Origin of the sequence: Streptomyces sp. NPDC046887 (assembly GCF_040644755.1) — a bacterium.
GTDB lineage: Bacteria > Actinomycetota > Actinomycetes > Streptomycetales > Streptomycetaceae > Streptomyces > Streptomyces lichenis.
Map to the genome: position 1 here is coordinate 1 of NZ_JBEYXH010000037.1, position 15,427 is coordinate 15,427.

Below are 15,427 nucleotides of genomic sequence, written 5' to 3' on the forward strand. Positions count from 1 at the left end.
CGGAGCGCAGATAGCGGTCGAGGACACGCACCCCGAAGTGCAGGGCCTGGACCGGGACGCGCTCGTCCACGCCGTGGAACAGGGCCTGGTAGTCGTGGAGCCGCCGCTGGTGGAGGAGCCACCGGTGGAGGAGGAGCCGCCGTCGGTGCCGCCGCCGGTGGAGGAGGTGTTCTCCTCGCTGCCGCCGCTGCCGCCGGAGGAGCCGCCGTCGTAGGAGGGGGCCTCGTCGCTGCCGCCGCTGGAGCTGGGGCCGGCGCTGGAGGACGGGGGCGGGACCGGCTCGGACTGCTCGGGGGCCTCCTGGCCGGTGCCCTGGGTGGCGGTCGGCTGCTCGTCCACGCCCTGCTCGGCCTCGGGGGCGGCCTCCTCGGTCGGGGTGGCGGTGCGGTCCTCGGCCGAGGTGCCCGCGGGGCCGGCGGTGGAGGCGGACGGCTCGGGGCTGCGGGTGGCCGACTCGGGGGAGGTGGAGGAGGAGCGCTGCTGCTGGCGCTCGCGGGGCAGCACCTGGCCGGGCAGGTGGTTGATCGGGTCGCCGTCCGGGCCGGGCACGGTGACCATCTGGGTGGAGCGGACCGCGCCGCCGAGCACCGAGCCGACCAGCAGGGTGAGCCCGACGACCACGGCGGCGATGATCCCGCCCCGGCGCAGCACCCGGCGGCGCAGGTCGTGCAGGTCGGAGCGCGGGCCGAGGGTGCGCCAGGCCTCGCCGGCCAGCCGCCCGTCCAGCGAGTACACCGGGGCGCCCGCGATCAGCAGCGGCGACCAGGCGGCCAGGAAGATGAAGTCGGGGGCCTCGTAGACCGGCACCGACTTCCAGCTGACGGTCAGGATCAACGCGGCCGAGAGCAGGGCGCCGAAGACCGCGGCGACCCGCTGCCAGAGGCCGAGCACGGTGAGCACACCCACGATCACCTGCGCGAACGCCACGGTCAGCCCCGCGCCGACCGGGTGGGCCAGGGCGAAGTCCCGTAGCGGCTCGGCGAGCGGCCAGGGGTGCAGCGAGGTCAGCCAGGTGACCATGGAGCCGCGCTCGCCGCCGTCGAAGTAGACGGGGTCGCAGAGCTTGCCCATCCCGGCGTAGATGGAGATGAAGCCGAGGAAGACCCGGAGGGGGAGCAGGACCACCCCGAGGTTCATCCGGCGGCCGGGGTAGTAGGCGTGGCGGTGGGAGCCGGCCGGGAAGGCGCCGGTGGCGGGGCCGTCGAGGTCGGCGTCCTCGCGGACGCCGGCGGCGCGGTCGTCGTAGCCGTACCGGTCGTCGCCGTAACCGGAGGAAGCGCCGTAGCCGGAGGGATCGCCGGGGAAGGCGGTGGTCTCGGCGGGGCGCTCGTCGTAGGCGCCGACCGCCCGCCGCATCGGGGGCAGGATCGGCCCGTCGTCCGGGCTGCGGCGGGGGGCCACCACCGGGTTGGGCATGGTGTCGCCGGTGAGGTCCACCCGGGGGATCAGCTGGGTGGAGCCGGCGTCGACGGTGCTCACGGTGGAGACGGCTCCGGATTCCCGAAGAGCGCCGGCCGGGACGGCGGCGGTCCGGCGGACGGCCTGGAGGAGGCCGGTGGCGCCCGGGTCGCCGGGTGAGGACTTGCCGCTCCACACCACCGGCGCACGCCGGCGGGCGGGCGCCCCGGCCCGGGGCACGGGCTTGGCGCCCGCGCCGAAGGCGGGCACACGGGTGGTGTTCGCCGTGTACCGGGGCTGCTGCGCCGGGGCGAGCCTCACACGGAAGCTGGCGTGGTTCACGATGACCTGCGCGGGATCGCAATCCACCTTGACCATGCTCAGCGCAGGCTGGTCGTCGAACCCGGGCCGGGGCGTTCTGGTGTCCACACTCATCTAACCGAGTGATGCGGCGATAGGACACTGCTTGACGGCCGCGGAATGTCCGAGACCCGTCAAGATCATGTACGCCCGGCCGGGCTACGGGACGGGGGTGCCGTCAGACGCGGCGGCGGGCCGCCTCGTACAGCACCACACCGGCCGCGACACCGGCGTTGAGCGACTCGGCGCCGCCCGGCATCGGGATGCGGACCCGGATGTCGCAGGTCTCGCCGACCAGCCGGGACAGGCCCTTGCCCTCGCTGCCGACCACGATGACCACCGGGCCGCCCAGCGCCTCCAGGTCGCCGACCTCGGCCTCGCCGTCCGCGGCCAGGCCCACCACGGTCAGCCCGGCCTTCTGGTACGCCTCCAGGGCCCGGGTCAGATTGGTGGCGCGGGCCACCGGGGTGCGGGCGGCGGTGCCGGCGGAGGTCTTCCAGGCGCCCGCGGTCATCCCGGCGGCGCGCCGCTCGGGGACGACCACGCCATGGCCGCCGAAGGCCGACACGGAGCGGACGACGGCGCCGAGGTTGCGCGGGTCGGTGACCCCGTCCAGGGCGACGATCAGCGGGTCCTCGCCCTCGTCGAAGGCGGCCGCGGCCAGGTCCTCGGGGTGCGCGTACTCGTAGGCCGGGACGCTCAGCACCAGGCCCTGGTGGTTCAGCCCGTTGGTCATCCGGTCCAGCTCGGCGCGCGGGGCCTCCATCAGGTTGATGCCGCCGCGGTCCGCCGCGAGCTTGAGCGCGTCGCGCACCCGCTCGTCGTTGTCGATGAACTGCTGCACATAGAGGGTGGAGGCGGGCACGCCGTCGCGCAGCGCCTCGAAGACCGGGTTGCGGCCGACGACCATCTCGGACTGGCCCTTGCCGCCGCGCCGGACGACCGGGCGGCGCTGGGCCTGCTTGGCCTTGGCGTTGGCGGCGCGGTTCTTCACGTGGCCCTTGCGCGCGGAGGCGGGCGGCGTGGGGCCCTTGCCCTCCAGGCCCCGGCGACGCTGGCCACCGCTGCCGACCTGCGCGCCCTTCTTGTTGGACGTGCGGCGGTTCCTGCGCTGGCTGTTCCCGGCCATGACTTACCTGCTTCGTGACGTGGTGTGGCGTGTGGGGTACGCGAACGGGGTGCGGGCCCCGCGCGCGTACGGGTGCGGCGACGCGTGGGGACGCGGTGCCGCGTACGGACAAGTGTGCCGCGCCGCCGGGGCGGGCGGCGGCTGAGAAGTCAGCAGGCGGCGCCGCCAAGGGTCCAGCGGGGGCCTTCCGGGCTGTCCTCGATGGTCAGCCCGGACTGGCCGAGCTGGTCGCGCAGCGCGTCGGCGGTGGCCCAGTCCTTGCGGGCGCGGGCGGCCTCCCGCTGGTCCAGCACCATCCGGACCAGGGTGTCGACCACCCCGTGCAGATCCTCGCCGGCGCCCCCGGACTCGCCGGCCCAGTGCGGGTCGAGCGGGTCCAGGCCGAGCACCCCGAGCATGGCGCGCACCTCGGCGAGGCGGGCGGCGGCGCCCTCCTTGTCGTCGGCGGACAGCGCGCTGTTGCCCTGGCGGACGGTGGTGTGGATGACGGCGAGCGCCTGCGGCACGCCGAAGTCGTCGTCCATCGCCTCGGCGAAGGCGGGCGGCACCTCGGCGGCCGGCTCGATCACCCGGCCGGCCTTCTCCACCACCCGCTGGACGAAGCCCTCGATCCGGGCGAACGCCGACTCGGCCTCGGCCAGCGCCTCCGGGCTGTACTCGATCATGGAGCGGTAGTGCGGGGTGCCCAGGTAGTAGCGGAGCACGATGGGCCGCCACTGCTTGACCATCTCGGAGACCAGGACCGAGTTGCCGAGCGACTTGGACATCTTCTCGCCGCTCATGGTGACCCAGGCGTTGTGCACCCAGTACCGGGCGAACTCGTCCCCGAACGCCTTGGCCTGCGCGATCTCGTTCTCGTGGTGCGGGAAGATCAGGTCGAGCCCGCCGCCGTGGATGTCGAAGACGGGGCCCAGGTACTTGTGGGCCATCGCCGAGCACTCCAGGTGCCAGCCGGGGCGGCCGCGGCCCCAGGGGGTCTCCCAGGACGGCTCGCCGGGCTTGGCGGCCTTCCACAGGGCGAAGTCCCGCAGGTCGCGCTTGCCGGTCTCGCCGTCGGCGGAGGGCTGGCGCAGGTCGTCCAGGTCCTGCCGGGACAGCTCCAGATAGCCGGGGAAGGAGCGGACGTCGAAGTAGACGTTGCCCTCGGCCTCGTAGGCGTGGCCGCGCTCGATCAGCCCGCGCATCATCTCGACCATCTCGGTCATATGGCCGGTGGCGCGCGGCTCGTAGCTGGGCGGCAGGCAGCCGAGCGCGTCGTAGCCGTTGTTGAACGCGCGCTCGTTCTCGTAGCCGATGGCCCACCACGGGCGGCCCTGGTCGGCCGACTTCGTGATGATCTTGTCGTCGATGTCGGTGACGTTGCGGATGAAGGTGACGTCATAGCCGCGGTACGCGAACCAGCGGCGCATGATGTCGAAGTTCAGCCCCGAGCGGATGTGCCCGATGTGCGGTGCGGCCTGCACGGTGGCACCGCAGAGGTAGATCGAGACACAGCCCGGCGTGAGCGGGGCGAAGTCGCGGATCTGCCGGGCGCTGGTGTCGTACAGGCGAATAGTCACCCTCCCAGGGTAGTGGGCCCCCGGCAGTGCCCCGCCCCGCTTCCGCGGATCCGTGGTAACGGGTACGCGACGGGGGGCGGGGGGCCGAGGGCGCGGGGCCGGCGGCCCGGGCACCGGGCGAGAGGCGGGGGCCGAGGGTGCGACGGCCGGCGGCCCGGGGAGGGACAGGGGTCAGATCGAGCCGACGATCTTCTCCGGGGTGACGCGGACGGTCACCCGCTGGGCGTCCTCGGCGGAGGCGGGGTTGAACTCCGCGTACGGCTTCCCGGTGTACTTCAGCGACAGCTCGTCGATCAGCGCGTCGGCACCCTCGGTCTCCAGCTCGGCGGTGCCGCGGATCTCGGCGTAGCTGTAGGGCGCGTCGAAGGGCTGGAGCAGCACGGTGACCCGGGGGTCGCGGCGGAGGTTCTTCTCCTTGCGGCGGCCCGCGGTGGTGGAGATCAGCACCTGCTCGCCGTCGCGCTTGACCCACACCGGGGAGACCTGCGGACGGCCGTCCGGCTGGATGGTGGCGATGTTGACGAAGACGGCGCTGTCGAGCAGGGCCTTGAGGTGTTCGCTGAGCGAGGCGTGGGCCATCCGGGCTCCCCATCGGTTCACGGGCGCACGGTCGCGCCCGGCGGCCGGGTGCTCCATGGCGGGGCGGGGAAACACCCCCGCACCCGAACGGCCCCCACGGTCGCGACGACGGTCCCGACGGCGGGGGTTACGACGGTCCCGACGGCGGGGGTCAAGGAGCGCGGTACACCAGGGCGGTGGCGATGGCGGCCAGCCCCTCGGCGCGGCCGGTGAGGCCGAGTCCGTCGGTGGTGGTGCCGGAGACGGACACCGGGGCGCCCGCCGCCGCGCCGAGCGCCTTCTGCGCCTCCTCGCGCCGCTTGCCGACCTTGGGGCGGACCCCGATGACCTGCACGGCGATGTTGCCGATCTCGAAGCCCTCGGCGCGCACGATCCGGGCCGCCTCGGCGAGCAGGGTGGTGCCGGAGGCGCCGGACCACTCGGGGCGGGAGGTGCCGAAGTGGGCGCCGAGGTCGCCGACCCCGGCCGCGGAGAACAGCGCGTCGCAGGCGGCGTGCGCGGCCACGTCACCGTCGGAGTGGCCGGCCAGGCCGTACTCCTCGTCCTCCCAGCGCAGCCCGGCGCACCACAGCTCGCGGCCGCGTTCGAAGGCGTGGACGTCGGTGCCGACGCCGACCAGCGGGAAGACCGGGTTCCAGGGGTCAGAAGCCATCGTTGGCCCTCCTGCGGGCGAGTACGGCCTCGGCGAGTACGAGGTCCAGTGGACGAGTCACCTTGAACGCCTCCTCGTGCCCGGGCACCACCACCACGGGCTCGCCCAGCTGCTCGACCATGCTCGCGTCGTCGGTGACGTTGGCGGTGATCTCGACGTGCGCCCGGACCAGGGTGTCCCGGTCGAAGCCCTGCGGGGTCTGCACGGCGCGCAGCGCGGCCCGGTCGGGGGTGGCGAGCACCGGCTCCGGTTCGCCGTGGGCGCGCGGGGCGACCTGCTTGACGGTGTCGGCCAGCGGCACGGCGGGGACGACGGCGACCGCCCCGTCCCGTACCGCCTCGACCACGGCGTCCACGGTCTCCACCGGCACCAGCGGGCGGGCGGCGTCGTGCACCAGCACCGCGGAGACGCCCTCCGGCAGGGCCTCCAGGCCGAGCCGGACGGACTCCTGCCGGGTCTGGCCGCCGGGCACCACCAGGTAGTCGGTGCGCTCGGGCAGGGCGTGCGCGTCCAGCAGGTTCTTGACCTCGCCGGCGCCGTCCGGCGGGGCGACCACGACGACCAGCGAGACGGCCCGGGAGGCGGCCATGGCGCGGACGGCGTGGATGAGGATCGGGGTGCCGTTCAGCGCGCGCAGCGCCTTCGGGGCGCCCGGTCCCAGGCGTACCCCGCGGCCGGCCGCGGGGATGACCACGGCGGTGCGGACGGGCGTGCTTGCGTCAGTCATCGGATGCGCTCCGGCAGGTTTGTCGGCTCGGGAGTCGTGGGTATGGCCATGGGTGCGCCCTTGCCCGCAGGGTATCCGCGGAGTGAGGGAGCATCGGCGCGACGCCTCGACCGGCCCCTTCCGTGACGACCGGTGGAGCGCACCGCGCCGACCTCCCCGGGGTCCCGGGCTTCCGGGATCCCTGGAGCTCTCGGGAGTTTCCTCGGGGACTTCCGGGGGCTGACATGCCGCAGCGCCCGGCGACACGCTCCGGGCCACACGGGATGTGTGGCGGACGGCGGGTCAGCGGGCACCGCGGCATCACTGCTTCGGAGTCCTGGTCTGACGGGTGGTGCGTCAGGGTCCCGCTTACGACGGGCGCCGGCGGCGTCCGTTGCCTGTGAGGTCCGCCGGTGCGGGCGGGACGTTCATGGGCGACGAGCGGGGTGTGTCAGGGAACTCACAGGCCGTACGGGGTGCGTACCGGCTTTCAGGAGGCGAGGACCTCGTCGAGCAGCGCCTCGGCCTTGTCCTCGTTGGTGTTCTCGGCGAGCGCCAGCTCGCTCACCAGGATCTGGCGCGCCTTGGCCAGCATCCGCTTCTCGCCGGCGGACAGTCCGCGCTCACGCTCGCGGCGCCACAGGTCGCGGACGACCTCGGCGACCTTGATGACGTCGCCGGAGGCGAGCTTCTCCAGGTTCGCCTTGTAGCGGCGGGACCAGTTCGTGGGCTCCTCCGCGTACGGTGCGCGCAGCACCTCGAAGACCCGGTCCAGTCCGTCCTGACCGACCACATCGCGCACACCGACGAACTCCGCGTTGTCCGCGGGTACGCGCACCGTCAGGTCGCCCTGGGCGACCTTGAGCACCAAGTAGGTCTTGTCCACGCCTTTGATCTGACGAGTTTCGATAGCCTCGATCAGCGCGGCCCCGTGATGGGGATAGACCACGGTGTCGCCAACCTTGAACGTCATGTGACAGGTACCCCTTCCGTGGCTATCCAGGGTAACACGGATTCGGGTTCTTCTGAATGACGTTTTCGCAGGTCAGGGCATATCTCGGGGCTTGACAACAGCGACCGGGACGTGCTGCGACCGGCATGCGGAAGGGGGTATTCGCAGGTCGGAGCGGCTCTGCGGGCACAGGGAAACGCGTACGTTACACCCTTCGACGGATGGTTCGAAGGGGCCTTACGTCCGGTTTGCCGGGTTCCCCGGAGTGGACTTCCCGTACTCCGTTCGGCCTCCGCGCACCCGCCCGCACATCCGCCGGCACGGCGTCCCGGTGATTCTCGAAATGCCGCGTCCGATCAGCGGCGGACGGCCTCGGCAGGCTTTTCACCGGGGAAATCCCACTCATCGACAGAATTGATCAAGGACGGTCGGGGCCGCTTGTCCGAGGGTTGTCCGGCGGTTGTCGGGCGCTTGTCCGGCCGGTTGTCGGCGGCTTATGTGAACGCGGTACGAAGTCGGAGTGACGCGGCTCACCGCCGGCCGCGCGGACGGGGGCCGCACGGACGCCGCGCGGGGCACCGGACACCGGTGGCGGGGGGTCGGTGGGGCCTCGGGGCGGGTCGGATGCGGGTCGGTGACACGGGGTCGGTAACCTGAGCCCGCCGAACCGGCTGCCGTCGCCCCGTGCGATCCGTGCGACCGGCCCGGCAGTTGCCGTCCGTGCCCCGTAGTCCGTACGTCATAGGAGTTGCCGCCGCCGTGAGCCGCAGCCTTCGACGCGGCGCCCTCGCCGCCACCGCCATCGTGTTCTCGATCGCCTCGCTTTCCGCCTGCGGTGCGGGCAACGACGCGCAGACGCTGGGGGTCCGGCCGGACAACGCCGCGGCCACCGTCGGGGACATCCAGATCCAGAACGTCGCGGTCGTCACCCAGCCCGAGCGTGAGGCGGTGGGCCCCGCGGTCGTCACCGCGAAGATCTTCAACAACGGCTCCACGCCGCAGACCCTGGACCAGATCGCGCTGCCGGGCGCCGACGCGCCGGTGAAGCTGACCGCCGCGCGGGGCGGCGGCAAGATCACCGTTCCGGCGGGCGGCTCGGTGCTGCTCGGCGGCGAGGGCAACGCCTCCGCGGTGATCGCCCAGGGCCGTGAGGCGGCTCAGGACGGCAACGTCCAGGACATCGTCTTCTCGCTGAGCGAGACCGGCGAGGTGAAGATGAAGGCGTTCGTCACCCCGGCGCACAGCTACTTCACCGGCTTCGGCCCCTCGGAGATGCCGAAGGCCCCCTCCACGCAGCCGTCCGGCCCGGCCACCTCGCCGTCCCCGACGGCCTCCACCACCCGCGGCCCCGCCGTGGGCCAGGAGGGCACCGAGGGCGAGGGCCGGGAGGACGGTGCCCCGGGGCCGGAGGTCTCGGACTCGGCCTCCGCCTCGGTGGACGCCCAAGAGGGCCAGGCCGACGGCCAGGAGTGACGGCCGGCGGCCGGCGGTGACGGCCGGGAGCGACGGCCGGGAGCGGCCGTAGCGGCTCGGCGTGCTGAGAGCCGTGATGGCCGGAAACGAGGAGGGGCGCCCCACCGGCTGGTGGGGCGCCCCTCCTCGTACCGTCACCGCGCCGAGCGGCCCGGCAGCGTCACCGTGTGACGGCGGCACGGCCCGGCACCCGGGCGGTGCTTACGGCCTACGGCCTACGGCTCGAACTTGTAGCCCAGTCCGCGGACGGTGACCAGGTAGCGCGGGGCGCCCGGGTCGGGCTCGATCTTGGCGCGCAGCCGCTTCACATGGACGTCGAGGGTCTTGGTGTCGCCGACGTAGTCCGCGCCCCAGACCCGGTCGATCAGCTGCATCCGGGTCAGTACCCGGCCCGCGTTGCGCAGCAGCATCTCCAGCAGGTCGAACTCCTTCAGCGGCAGGTCGACCTTGCCGCCGGAGACGGTGACCACATGGCGGTCCACGTCCATCCGGACCGGCCCGGCCTCCAGCGCGGCGGGGGTGACCTCCTCCGGCTCGCCCCGGCGGCGCAGCACCGCGCGGATGCGGGCGACCAGCTCGCGGGAGGAGAACGGCTTGGTGACGTAGTCGTCGGCGCCTATCTCCAGCCCGACGACCTTGTCGATCTCGCTGTCCTTGGCGGTGACCATGATGACCGGCACGTTGGAGCGGCCGCGCAGCTGGCGGCAGACCTCGGTGCCGGGCAGGCCGGGGAGCATGAGGTCGAGCAGCACGAGGTCGGCGCCGTTGCGCTCGAACTCGTCCAGTCCTTCGGGCCCGGTGGTCGCGACCGCGACCTCGAAGCCCTCCTTGCGGAGCATGTAGGACAGGGCGTCGCTGAAGGATTCCTCATCCTCGACGACAAGCACTCGGGTCACGGAAGGACCTCCGGGGCGATGAGCGGTTCATGGGTACGGGGAAGGGTGGGGCGGCGCTGCTGGTGCCGGGCGTTCGGCCCGGCGGGCCGGTCGGCGGCCGCCTCGGACGTCCGCTCGGCGGGCCCGCCACCGGACGGGGCGGCGCCGAGCCGGCCGGCGCCCAGACCGGTGTCGAGGTCCGCGTCCTGGTCGGGGCGGGCGGTGCCGGCCTCGGGGAGGCGGAGGGTGAAGGTGGAGCCCTGGCCCTCGGTGCTCCAGACGGAGACCTCGCCGCCGTGCGAGGCGGCCACGTGCTTGACGATGGCCAGGCCCAGGCCCGTACCGCCGGTGGCCCGGGAGCGGGCGGGGTCGACCCGGTAGAAGCGCTCGAAGATGCGCTCCTTGTCCTTGTCGGGGATGCCGATGCCCTGGTCGGTGACGGCGATCTCTATCGCGTCGCCACCGGGGGCGGCGATCCGGCGGGCGGCGATGCCGACGCGGGTGTGGGCCGGGGAGTAGTTGACCGCGTTCTCCACCAGGTTGCCGAGGGCGGCGGCGAGCTGGCCGCGGTTGCCCCAGACCTTCAGGCCCGAGGCGCCGCCGGCGGCCATGGTGATCTGCTTGGTGGAGGCGGTGTGCCGGGAGCGGTCGACGGCCTCGGCGACCAGCTCGTCCACCCGGACCGGCTCGGCGTCCTCCAGCGGGTCGTCGTTCTGCACGCGGGAGAGGTCGATGAGCTCCTGTACGAGGTTGGTGAGCCGGGTCGCCTCGATCTGCATCCGGCCGGAGAAGCGGGTGACCGCCTCGGGGTCGTCGGAGGCGTCCATCACCGCCTCGGAGAGCAGCGAGAGCGCGCCGACCGGGGTCTTGAGCTCATGGCTGACATTGGCCACGAAGTCCCGGCGGACCGCCTCGATCCGGCGCGCCTCGGTGAGGTCCTCGACCAGCAGCAGGACCAGCCGGGAGCCGAGCGGGGCGACCCGCGCGGAGACCGCCAGCGCCCCGCCGAGGCCGGTGCCGCGCCGGGGCAGCTCCAGCTCCACCTGCCGTATCTCGCCGTCCCGCCGGGTGTCCCGGGCCAGGTGCAGCATGGGCTCGATGGCCAGCTTGCCGCCGCGGACCAGTCCCAGCGCGTACGCCGCGGAGCTGGCCTTGACCACCGAGTCGCTCTCGTCGAGGACCACGGCGGAGGAGCGGAGCACCGACAGCACGGTGTCCACGCCCGGCGGCAGCACCGCGTCGGTGTGCGGGGAGGCGCGGACCCGGGGGCTGGGTCTCCGCTGCTCGCGTTCGCTCCAGCGGAACGCCAGCATGGCGATGACACCGGTACACGCCCCGGCGATCGCGGCCACTGCGGCGACCGCCGCGTTCACGTCCATGGCTCCCAGGTTAGGCGGGCCCTCGGACATGCTCCCAGCCGTCGAGGGGCCACCCCGGACAGTCGTCGCCCAGAGTTCACCGAGGGGCAAGTGCCGGTTCACTTGGGCGGACGGCACCCGACGCCTTCGGACCGGACCGTGGCGGTTACGGGGGCCGAGAGCGGCCACCCGGACCCCGGACGCAGTACGGACGCGGTACGAGCACCCTGCCGCGCGCAGTGAGAGAGGGACAACCCATGCGGGACGCGTACCACGAGGAACTGGACTCGATCGGCGACGGACTGGTCGAGATGGCCCGGCTGGTCGGCTCGGCCGTCGGCCGGGCGACCACGGCGATGCTCGACGCGGACCTGAAGCTCGCGGAGGCGGTGATCGAGGGCGACCGCCGGGTCGACACCCTCCAGCACGACCTGGAGGCGCGCGCCATCGCCCTGCTCGCCCGCCAGCAGCCGGTCGCCACCGACCTGCGCATCGTGGTGACCTCGCTGCGGATGAGCGCCGACCTGGAGCGGGCCGGCGACCTGGCCGAGCATGTGGCGAAGCTGGCCCGGATGCGCTTCCCCGACACGGCCGTTCCCCGCGACCTCCAGGCCACCATCCTGGAGATGGGTCAGCTGGCCCAGCGGCTGATGGCCAAGGCCGGCGAGGTGATCATCACCAAGGACGTGGACCTGGCGATCCAGCTGGAGCACGACGACGACGAGATGGACCGGCTGCACCGCACGCTGTTCCGGCACCTGATGGACGACCGCTGGAAGCACGGCATCGAGACCGCGGTCGACGTGACCCTGCTGGGCCGCTACTACGAGCGGTTCGCCGACCACGCGGTGTCGGTGGCCAAGCGGGTGGTCTACCTGGTGACCGGCGAGCACGCCGACGAGCTCCAGCAGCAGGACGGGGCGGCGGAGACCCGGCCGGAGGCCCGTACGGAGACGGCCGCCGAGGAGGTCTAGCGGACGGGGGGCGGGTGCCCTCGGGCGATCGGCCCGGGGGCGCGTGCGGCGGGCGGCGGGGGCGGTCGCAACCCCGTGCGCCGTTGATGCGCCCTGGCCCCCGGTCGTCCAATGGGGTGAGGCTGCGCACGCCGACGTACGCCTTCGAGGAGGGAACCCCATGGCCGACGCACCCATGACCGACCCCCGTCAGGACACCCCCGCCGATGTGATCCCCCTGCCCCTCCTCGGTGCCTGCGGCTGCGGCTCGGGCTGCGGCTGCGGCTGCCAGTCGGGCGCGCCCTGCCAGTGCGGCGGCTGCTGCGGCTGACCTCCGGACCGGCCGGGGTGGGACGGCGGGACCGGCGCCCGGCAGGGGAAACGCCCGGCTGGGCGTCCCCGGCCGGGCGTTCTGGTGTCCTCTACCCTCAGCCCAGCGGCCGAATGGGCGTCACAGGACGTCGACGAGCACCTTGCTGATGTCGATCGGGATCGACAGCTTGTTGACGTAGGTGTCGACGGTGACCAGGGCCAGGTCGACCTTCTGGAGGATGACGGAGGTGCCCGCCTTGACGTCGGCGACGTCCTCCAGCGACGTCTCCAGGATGTTCAGCTGGTTGCCGCTGAGCACGTTGATGTCCGAGATGTCGATGTCGACGTTCTTCACCACGTTGCCGATGCCGGTGATGGTGCCCACGCAGTTGACGATGTGGGCGGACCCGCTGCCGGAGTTGGAGCAGGTGTAGGGGTGGGACGTGGTGGCGGGCGCCGGTGCGGCCGCGGACGCCGGCAGGACGGCTCCGGTCAGCACCAGGGTGCCGGCGGCACCGATGGCGGCAAGCACGGACCTCGTACGCATGGGGACTCCGTTCGGAATGGGCCTTCGGCCCGATGGACGGATGAGCGGATGAGCGGATGAGCGGTGTGGTGCGTGACGCTGATGCGCTGAAGTGCTGTCGTGCTGTCGTGCTGTCGTGCTGCGGTGCTGCGGTGCGGGGACGACACTGCCGGTGCCCGCGCCGGCGCTGCCAGTAGCCTTCCGGTCCCCTCCCCCGTACCGCCTTCCGGCGCGAAGCCGCCCCTGCGGCCCCACCGGCGGCTGGTCCGTACCGAGGCGGACCCCGCCCAGCCCGTGCGCCCGGCCGTGGTCCGCATCGCGCGGGCGGGGCGTTGCCGGCGGCATGGGACCTATGGCATCTGCCGAGCAGAAGTGACCGGCGGTCGGCCAACGTCACGGTGACGGTATTCCGCCCCCCAGCCGCCCCTCGGGCACCAGCACGCGCACCGGCCGGCGGGCGCGCGGTCGTGAGCAGGGGCGGCACCATTGCTGCCGTACGGCAACAGTTCACGTCCCGGGATGTCCATGGCATATCGAGCCGCCGTACGGATGACCGGTAGCCGTCGCGCGTGCGCCCCGCGGTCGCGGGAAGGCAACACAACGGCGAGGCGCCCGGGAGGCAGGGCGGGAGACAGAGGGGGAGGCGCGCGGTGGGGACCGTGGTGCACGTTCCGCAGACCCGGGACATGATCGGTGAGGAGCTCTCCGGGGACGAGGCGTTCACCGCGCTGCGCCGCTACGGCGGCCGCCGGCTGCTGCTCGACTCCTTCGCCCGGTTCCGCTACGCCGACGGCTTCTCGTTCGCGCGCTCCCTGGCGTACCAGGTGGTGCTGGGCATCGTCCCGTTCACCATCGCGCTGGTCGGCGTCGCCGCCAGCCTGCACACCGGCAGCGCGGGCCGGGTGGTGGAGCTGACCCTGGAGGGCATCGTCCCGGGCGCCAGCGCCGAGGTCGTCCAGGAGGCGCTGGAGGGCACCCGCCAGGCGGGCGCGGACACGGCCGCCGCCGTCGCGATGTGGCTCGGCCTCGGCTTCGCGCTGCTCAACCTCGCCTCCGCGATGGGGCAGGTGGAGCGCGGCTGCAACCGGATCTACGGGATCGAGCGCGACCGCCCGTTCCTCCGCAAGTACCTGCGCGCGCTCGCCCTGGCCGTGGGCGCCGGGCTGCCGCTGGGCGGCGGGTTCCTGATCCTGGTCGCGGGCCGGGAGACGGGCGAGGCGGTGGTGCGGGCGCTCCACTGGCCGCCCGGGCTGCTCGACTGGTGGGGCCCGCTGCACCTACCCGCCGGGGTGCTGCTGGCGGCGGTGGCCTCCGCGGTGATCTTCCGCTGGGCCCCGCGGCGCGACCAACCGGGCTACACCTGGCTGGTGTTCGGCTCGGCCGTGCATCTGCTGCTGTGGATCGGCGCCACCTGGCTGCTGGGCCTGTATGTGAACTTCAGCGGCTCCTTCGGCGCCGTCTACGGCCCGCTCACGGCCTTCGTCGCACTGCTGCTGTGGGCCAATGTGACCGGGGTCGCGCTCTTCCTCGGCATCGCCTTCGCCGCCCAACTGGAGGCCGCCCGCGCCGGCGTCACCCAGACCGTCCACCCCGACCCGGGCCCGGGCGCCTGAGGGGCGCGGGCCCGAGGGGGTGCGGGGCCCGCCCCTCCCCCGTACGCCAGAAAGCCCCGTACGCGGGAAGGCCCCGTACGCGGGAAGGCCCCGTACGCCAGAAAGCCCCGTACGCCAGGAAGCCCCGTACGCGAGAAGGCCCCCCGCCCGCCGGGAGACCGGCGGGCAAGAGGCCCTCCCAGCGCGCTCCGGGACCGCTACTTCTTCTTGCCCTGGTTCTTGACCGCCTCGATGGCCGCCTTGGCCGCGTCCGGGTCGAGGTAGGTGCCGCCCTTCACCACGGGCTTGAAGTCGGCGTCCAGCTCGTAGGCGAGCGGGATGCCGGTGGGGATGTTGAGCCCGGCGATGTCCTCGTCCGAGATGCCGTCCAGGTGCTTGACCAGGGCGCGCAGGCTGTTGCCGTGGGCGGCGACCAGCACCGTGCGGCCGGTGAGCAGGTCCGGGACGATGGCGTCGTACCAGTACGGCAGCATCCGGACGACGACGTCCTGCAGGCACTCGGTGCGCGGCCGCAGCTCCGGGGGGATGGTCTGGTAGCGGGCGTCATGGGCCTGCGAGAACTCGGCGTCGTCGGCGAGGGCCGGCGGCGGGGTGTCGTACGAGCGGCGCCACAGCATGAACTGCTCCTCGCCGAACTCGGCGAGCGTCTGCGCCTTGTCCTTGCCCTGGAGCGCGCCGTAGTGCCGCTCGTTCAGCCGCCAGGAGCGGTGGACCGGGATCCAGTGGCGGTCGGCGGCCTCCAGCGACAGCTGGGCGGTGCGGATGGCCCGCTTCTGCAGGGAGGTGTGGACGACGTCGGGGAGCAGGCCGGCGTCCTTCAGCAGCTCACCGCCGCGTACCGCCTCCTTCTCGCCCTTGTCGGTGAGGTTGACGTCCACCCAGCCGGTGAACAGGTTCTTCGCGTTCCACTCGCTCTCGCCGTGGCGGAGCAGGATCAGCTTGTACGGTGCGTCGGCCATGCGTACGAGGTTAATCGACGCCC

At 73.2% G+C, this 15,427-nt stretch carries 14 protein-coding genes and 1 pseudogene; 4 read left to right on the plus strand and 11 right to left on the minus strand.

Features of this window, described 5'->3' with window-relative positions:
• Positions 1-120: 120 nt before the first annotated feature.
• The 7 genes and pseudogenes from ABZ945_RS26590 to ABZ945_RS26620 all read right to left on the minus strand — a co-directional run.
• Positions 121-1,833, minus strand: a pseudogene (locus tag ABZ945_RS26590) (DoxX family protein); the annotation flags it as partial.
• 103 nt (positions 1,834-1,936) lie between these two features.
• Positions 1,937-2,887, minus strand: a complete 951-nt coding sequence (gene rlmB / locus ABZ945_RS26595) for a 23S rRNA (guanosine(2251)-2'-O)-methyltransferase RlmB (protein ID WP_248636373.1) — start codon at positions 2,885-2,887, stop codon at positions 1,937-1,939.
• A 149-nt stretch (positions 2,888-3,036) separates the two neighbouring features.
• Entirely contained in the window at positions 3,037-4,446 is a 1,410-nt protein-coding gene (gene cysS / locus ABZ945_RS26600) for a cysteine--tRNA ligase (protein WP_361274334.1), read from the minus strand.
• A 171-nt stretch (positions 4,447-4,617) separates the two neighbouring features.
• Entirely contained in the window at positions 4,618-5,025 is a 408-nt protein-coding gene (locus ABZ945_RS26605; RefSeq protein WP_361274484.1) for a PPOX class F420-dependent oxidoreductase, read from the minus strand.
• Positions 5,026-5,176: 151 nt separating this feature from the next.
• Positions 5,177-5,677: a 2-C-methyl-D-erythritol 2,4-cyclodiphosphate synthase gene (ispF, locus tag ABZ945_RS26610; RefSeq protein WP_361274336.1), complete on the minus strand. Its 501-nt coding sequence runs from the start codon at positions 5,675-5,677 to the stop codon at positions 5,177-5,179.
• On the minus strand, positions 5,667-6,404 hold the full coding sequence (gene ispD / locus ABZ945_RS26615; protein WP_361274338.1) for a 2-C-methyl-D-erythritol 4-phosphate cytidylyltransferase: 738 nt from the start codon (positions 6,402-6,404) through the stop codon (positions 5,667-5,669). Before ispD ends, ispF begins: the two co-directional genes overlap by 11 nt.
• Before the next feature lie 469 nt (positions 6,405-6,873).
• The gene (locus ABZ945_RS26620) at positions 6,874-7,356 is read right to left on the minus strand and encodes a CarD family transcriptional regulator (protein ID WP_003953493.1); all 483 of its coding nucleotides are present in this window, start codon (positions 7,354-7,356) and stop codon (positions 6,874-6,876) included.
• A gap of 738 nt (positions 7,357-8,094) precedes the next feature.
• On the opposite strand from ABZ945_RS26620, the gene ABZ945_RS26625 reads away from it, so the two are divergent.
• Positions 8,095-8,808, plus strand: a complete 714-nt coding sequence (locus tag ABZ945_RS26625) for a DUF461 domain-containing protein (RefSeq protein WP_361274340.1) — start codon at positions 8,095-8,097, stop codon at positions 8,806-8,808.
• A 215-nt stretch (positions 8,809-9,023) separates the two neighbouring features.
• Here ABZ945_RS26625 and ABZ945_RS26630 read toward each other — a convergent pair whose 3' ends face one another.
• Together ABZ945_RS26630 and ABZ945_RS26635 are read right to left on the minus strand one after the other, a co-directional pair.
• Positions 9,024-9,704: a response regulator transcription factor gene (locus tag ABZ945_RS26630; protein ID WP_018847140.1), complete on the minus strand. Its 681-nt coding sequence runs from the start codon at positions 9,702-9,704 to the stop codon at positions 9,024-9,026.
• The gene (locus ABZ945_RS26635; protein WP_361274343.1) at positions 9,701-11,062 is read right to left on the minus strand and encodes an ATP-binding protein; all 1,362 of its coding nucleotides are present in this window, start codon (positions 11,060-11,062) and stop codon (positions 9,701-9,703) included. The genes ABZ945_RS26630 and ABZ945_RS26635 overlap by 4 nt, the downstream gene beginning before the upstream one ends.
• Positions 11,063-11,298: 236 nt before the next feature.
• Between ABZ945_RS26635 and phoU the strand changes: the two genes are divergently transcribed.
• A complete protein-coding gene (gene phoU, locus ABZ945_RS26640) occupies positions 11,299-12,015 on the plus strand; it encodes a phosphate signaling complex protein PhoU (RefSeq protein WP_361274346.1) in 717 nt (238 codons plus the stop codon).
• Between the two features lie 160 nt (positions 12,016-12,175).
• Complete coding sequence (locus tag ABZ945_RS26645) at positions 12,176-12,325, plus strand: hypothetical protein (RefSeq protein WP_248636365.1); 150 nt, start codon at positions 12,176-12,178, stop codon at positions 12,323-12,325.
• Positions 12,326-12,445: 120 nt separating this feature from the next.
• Here ABZ945_RS26645 and ABZ945_RS26650 read toward each other — a convergent pair whose 3' ends face one another.
• Complete coding sequence (locus ABZ945_RS26650; protein WP_361274349.1) at positions 12,446-12,853, minus strand: hypothetical protein; 408 nt, start codon at positions 12,851-12,853, stop codon at positions 12,446-12,448.
• Between the two features lie 629 nt (positions 12,854-13,482).
• Here ABZ945_RS26650 and ABZ945_RS26655 point away from each other — a divergent pair.
• A complete protein-coding gene (locus ABZ945_RS26655; RefSeq protein WP_361274351.1) occupies positions 13,483-14,445 on the plus strand; it encodes a YihY/virulence factor BrkB family protein in 963 nt (320 codons plus the stop codon).
• A gap of 197 nt (positions 14,446-14,642) precedes the next feature.
• Here the strand turns inward: ABZ945_RS26655 and ABZ945_RS26660 are convergent, their stop codons facing one another.
• Positions 14,643-15,404, minus strand: coding sequence for a phosphoglyceromutase (locus ABZ945_RS26660; protein WP_248636362.1), 762 nt, complete (start codon positions 15,402-15,404; stop codon positions 14,643-14,645).
• Positions 15,405-15,427: the final 23 nt, after the last annotated feature.

Excerpts from the sequence above, each read along its gene's own strand:
- ABZ945_RS26635 (WP_361274343.1), bottom strand. The coding sequence starts at position 11,062 with ATGGACGTGAACGCGGCGGTCGCCGCAGTGGCCGCGATCGCCGGGGCG.
- ABZ945_RS26660 (WP_248636362.1), bottom strand. The coding sequence starts at position 15,404 with ATGGCCGACGCACCGTACAAGCTGATCCTGCTCCGCCACGGCGAGAGC.
- ABZ945_RS26605 (WP_361274484.1), bottom strand. The coding sequence starts at position 5,025 with ATGGCCCACGCCTCGCTCAGCGAACACCTCAAGGCCCTGCTCGACAGC.
- ABZ945_RS26650 (WP_361274349.1), bottom strand. The coding sequence starts at position 12,853 with ATGCGTACGAGGTCCGTGCTTGCCGCCATCGGTGCCGCCGGCACCCTG.
- phoU (WP_361274346.1), top strand. The coding sequence starts at position 11,299 with ATGCGGGACGCGTACCACGAGGAACTGGACTCGATCGGCGACGGACTG.
- ABZ945_RS26645 (WP_248636365.1), top strand. The coding sequence starts at position 12,176 with ATGGCCGACGCACCCATGACCGACCCCCGTCAGGACACCCCCGCCGAT.
- rlmB (WP_248636373.1), bottom strand. The coding sequence starts at position 2,887 with ATGGCCGGGAACAGCCAGCGCAGGAACCGCCGCACGTCCAACAAGAAG.
- ABZ945_RS26620 (WP_003953493.1), bottom strand. The coding sequence starts at position 7,356 with ATGACGTTCAAGGTTGGCGACACCGTGGTCTATCCCCATCACGGGGCC.
- ispD (WP_361274338.1), bottom strand. The coding sequence starts at position 6,404 with ATGACTGACGCAAGCACGCCCGTCCGCACCGCCGTGGTCATCCCCGCG.
- ispF (WP_361274336.1), bottom strand. The coding sequence starts at position 5,677 with ATGGCTTCTGACCCCTGGAACCCGGTCTTCCCGCTGGTCGGCGTCGGC.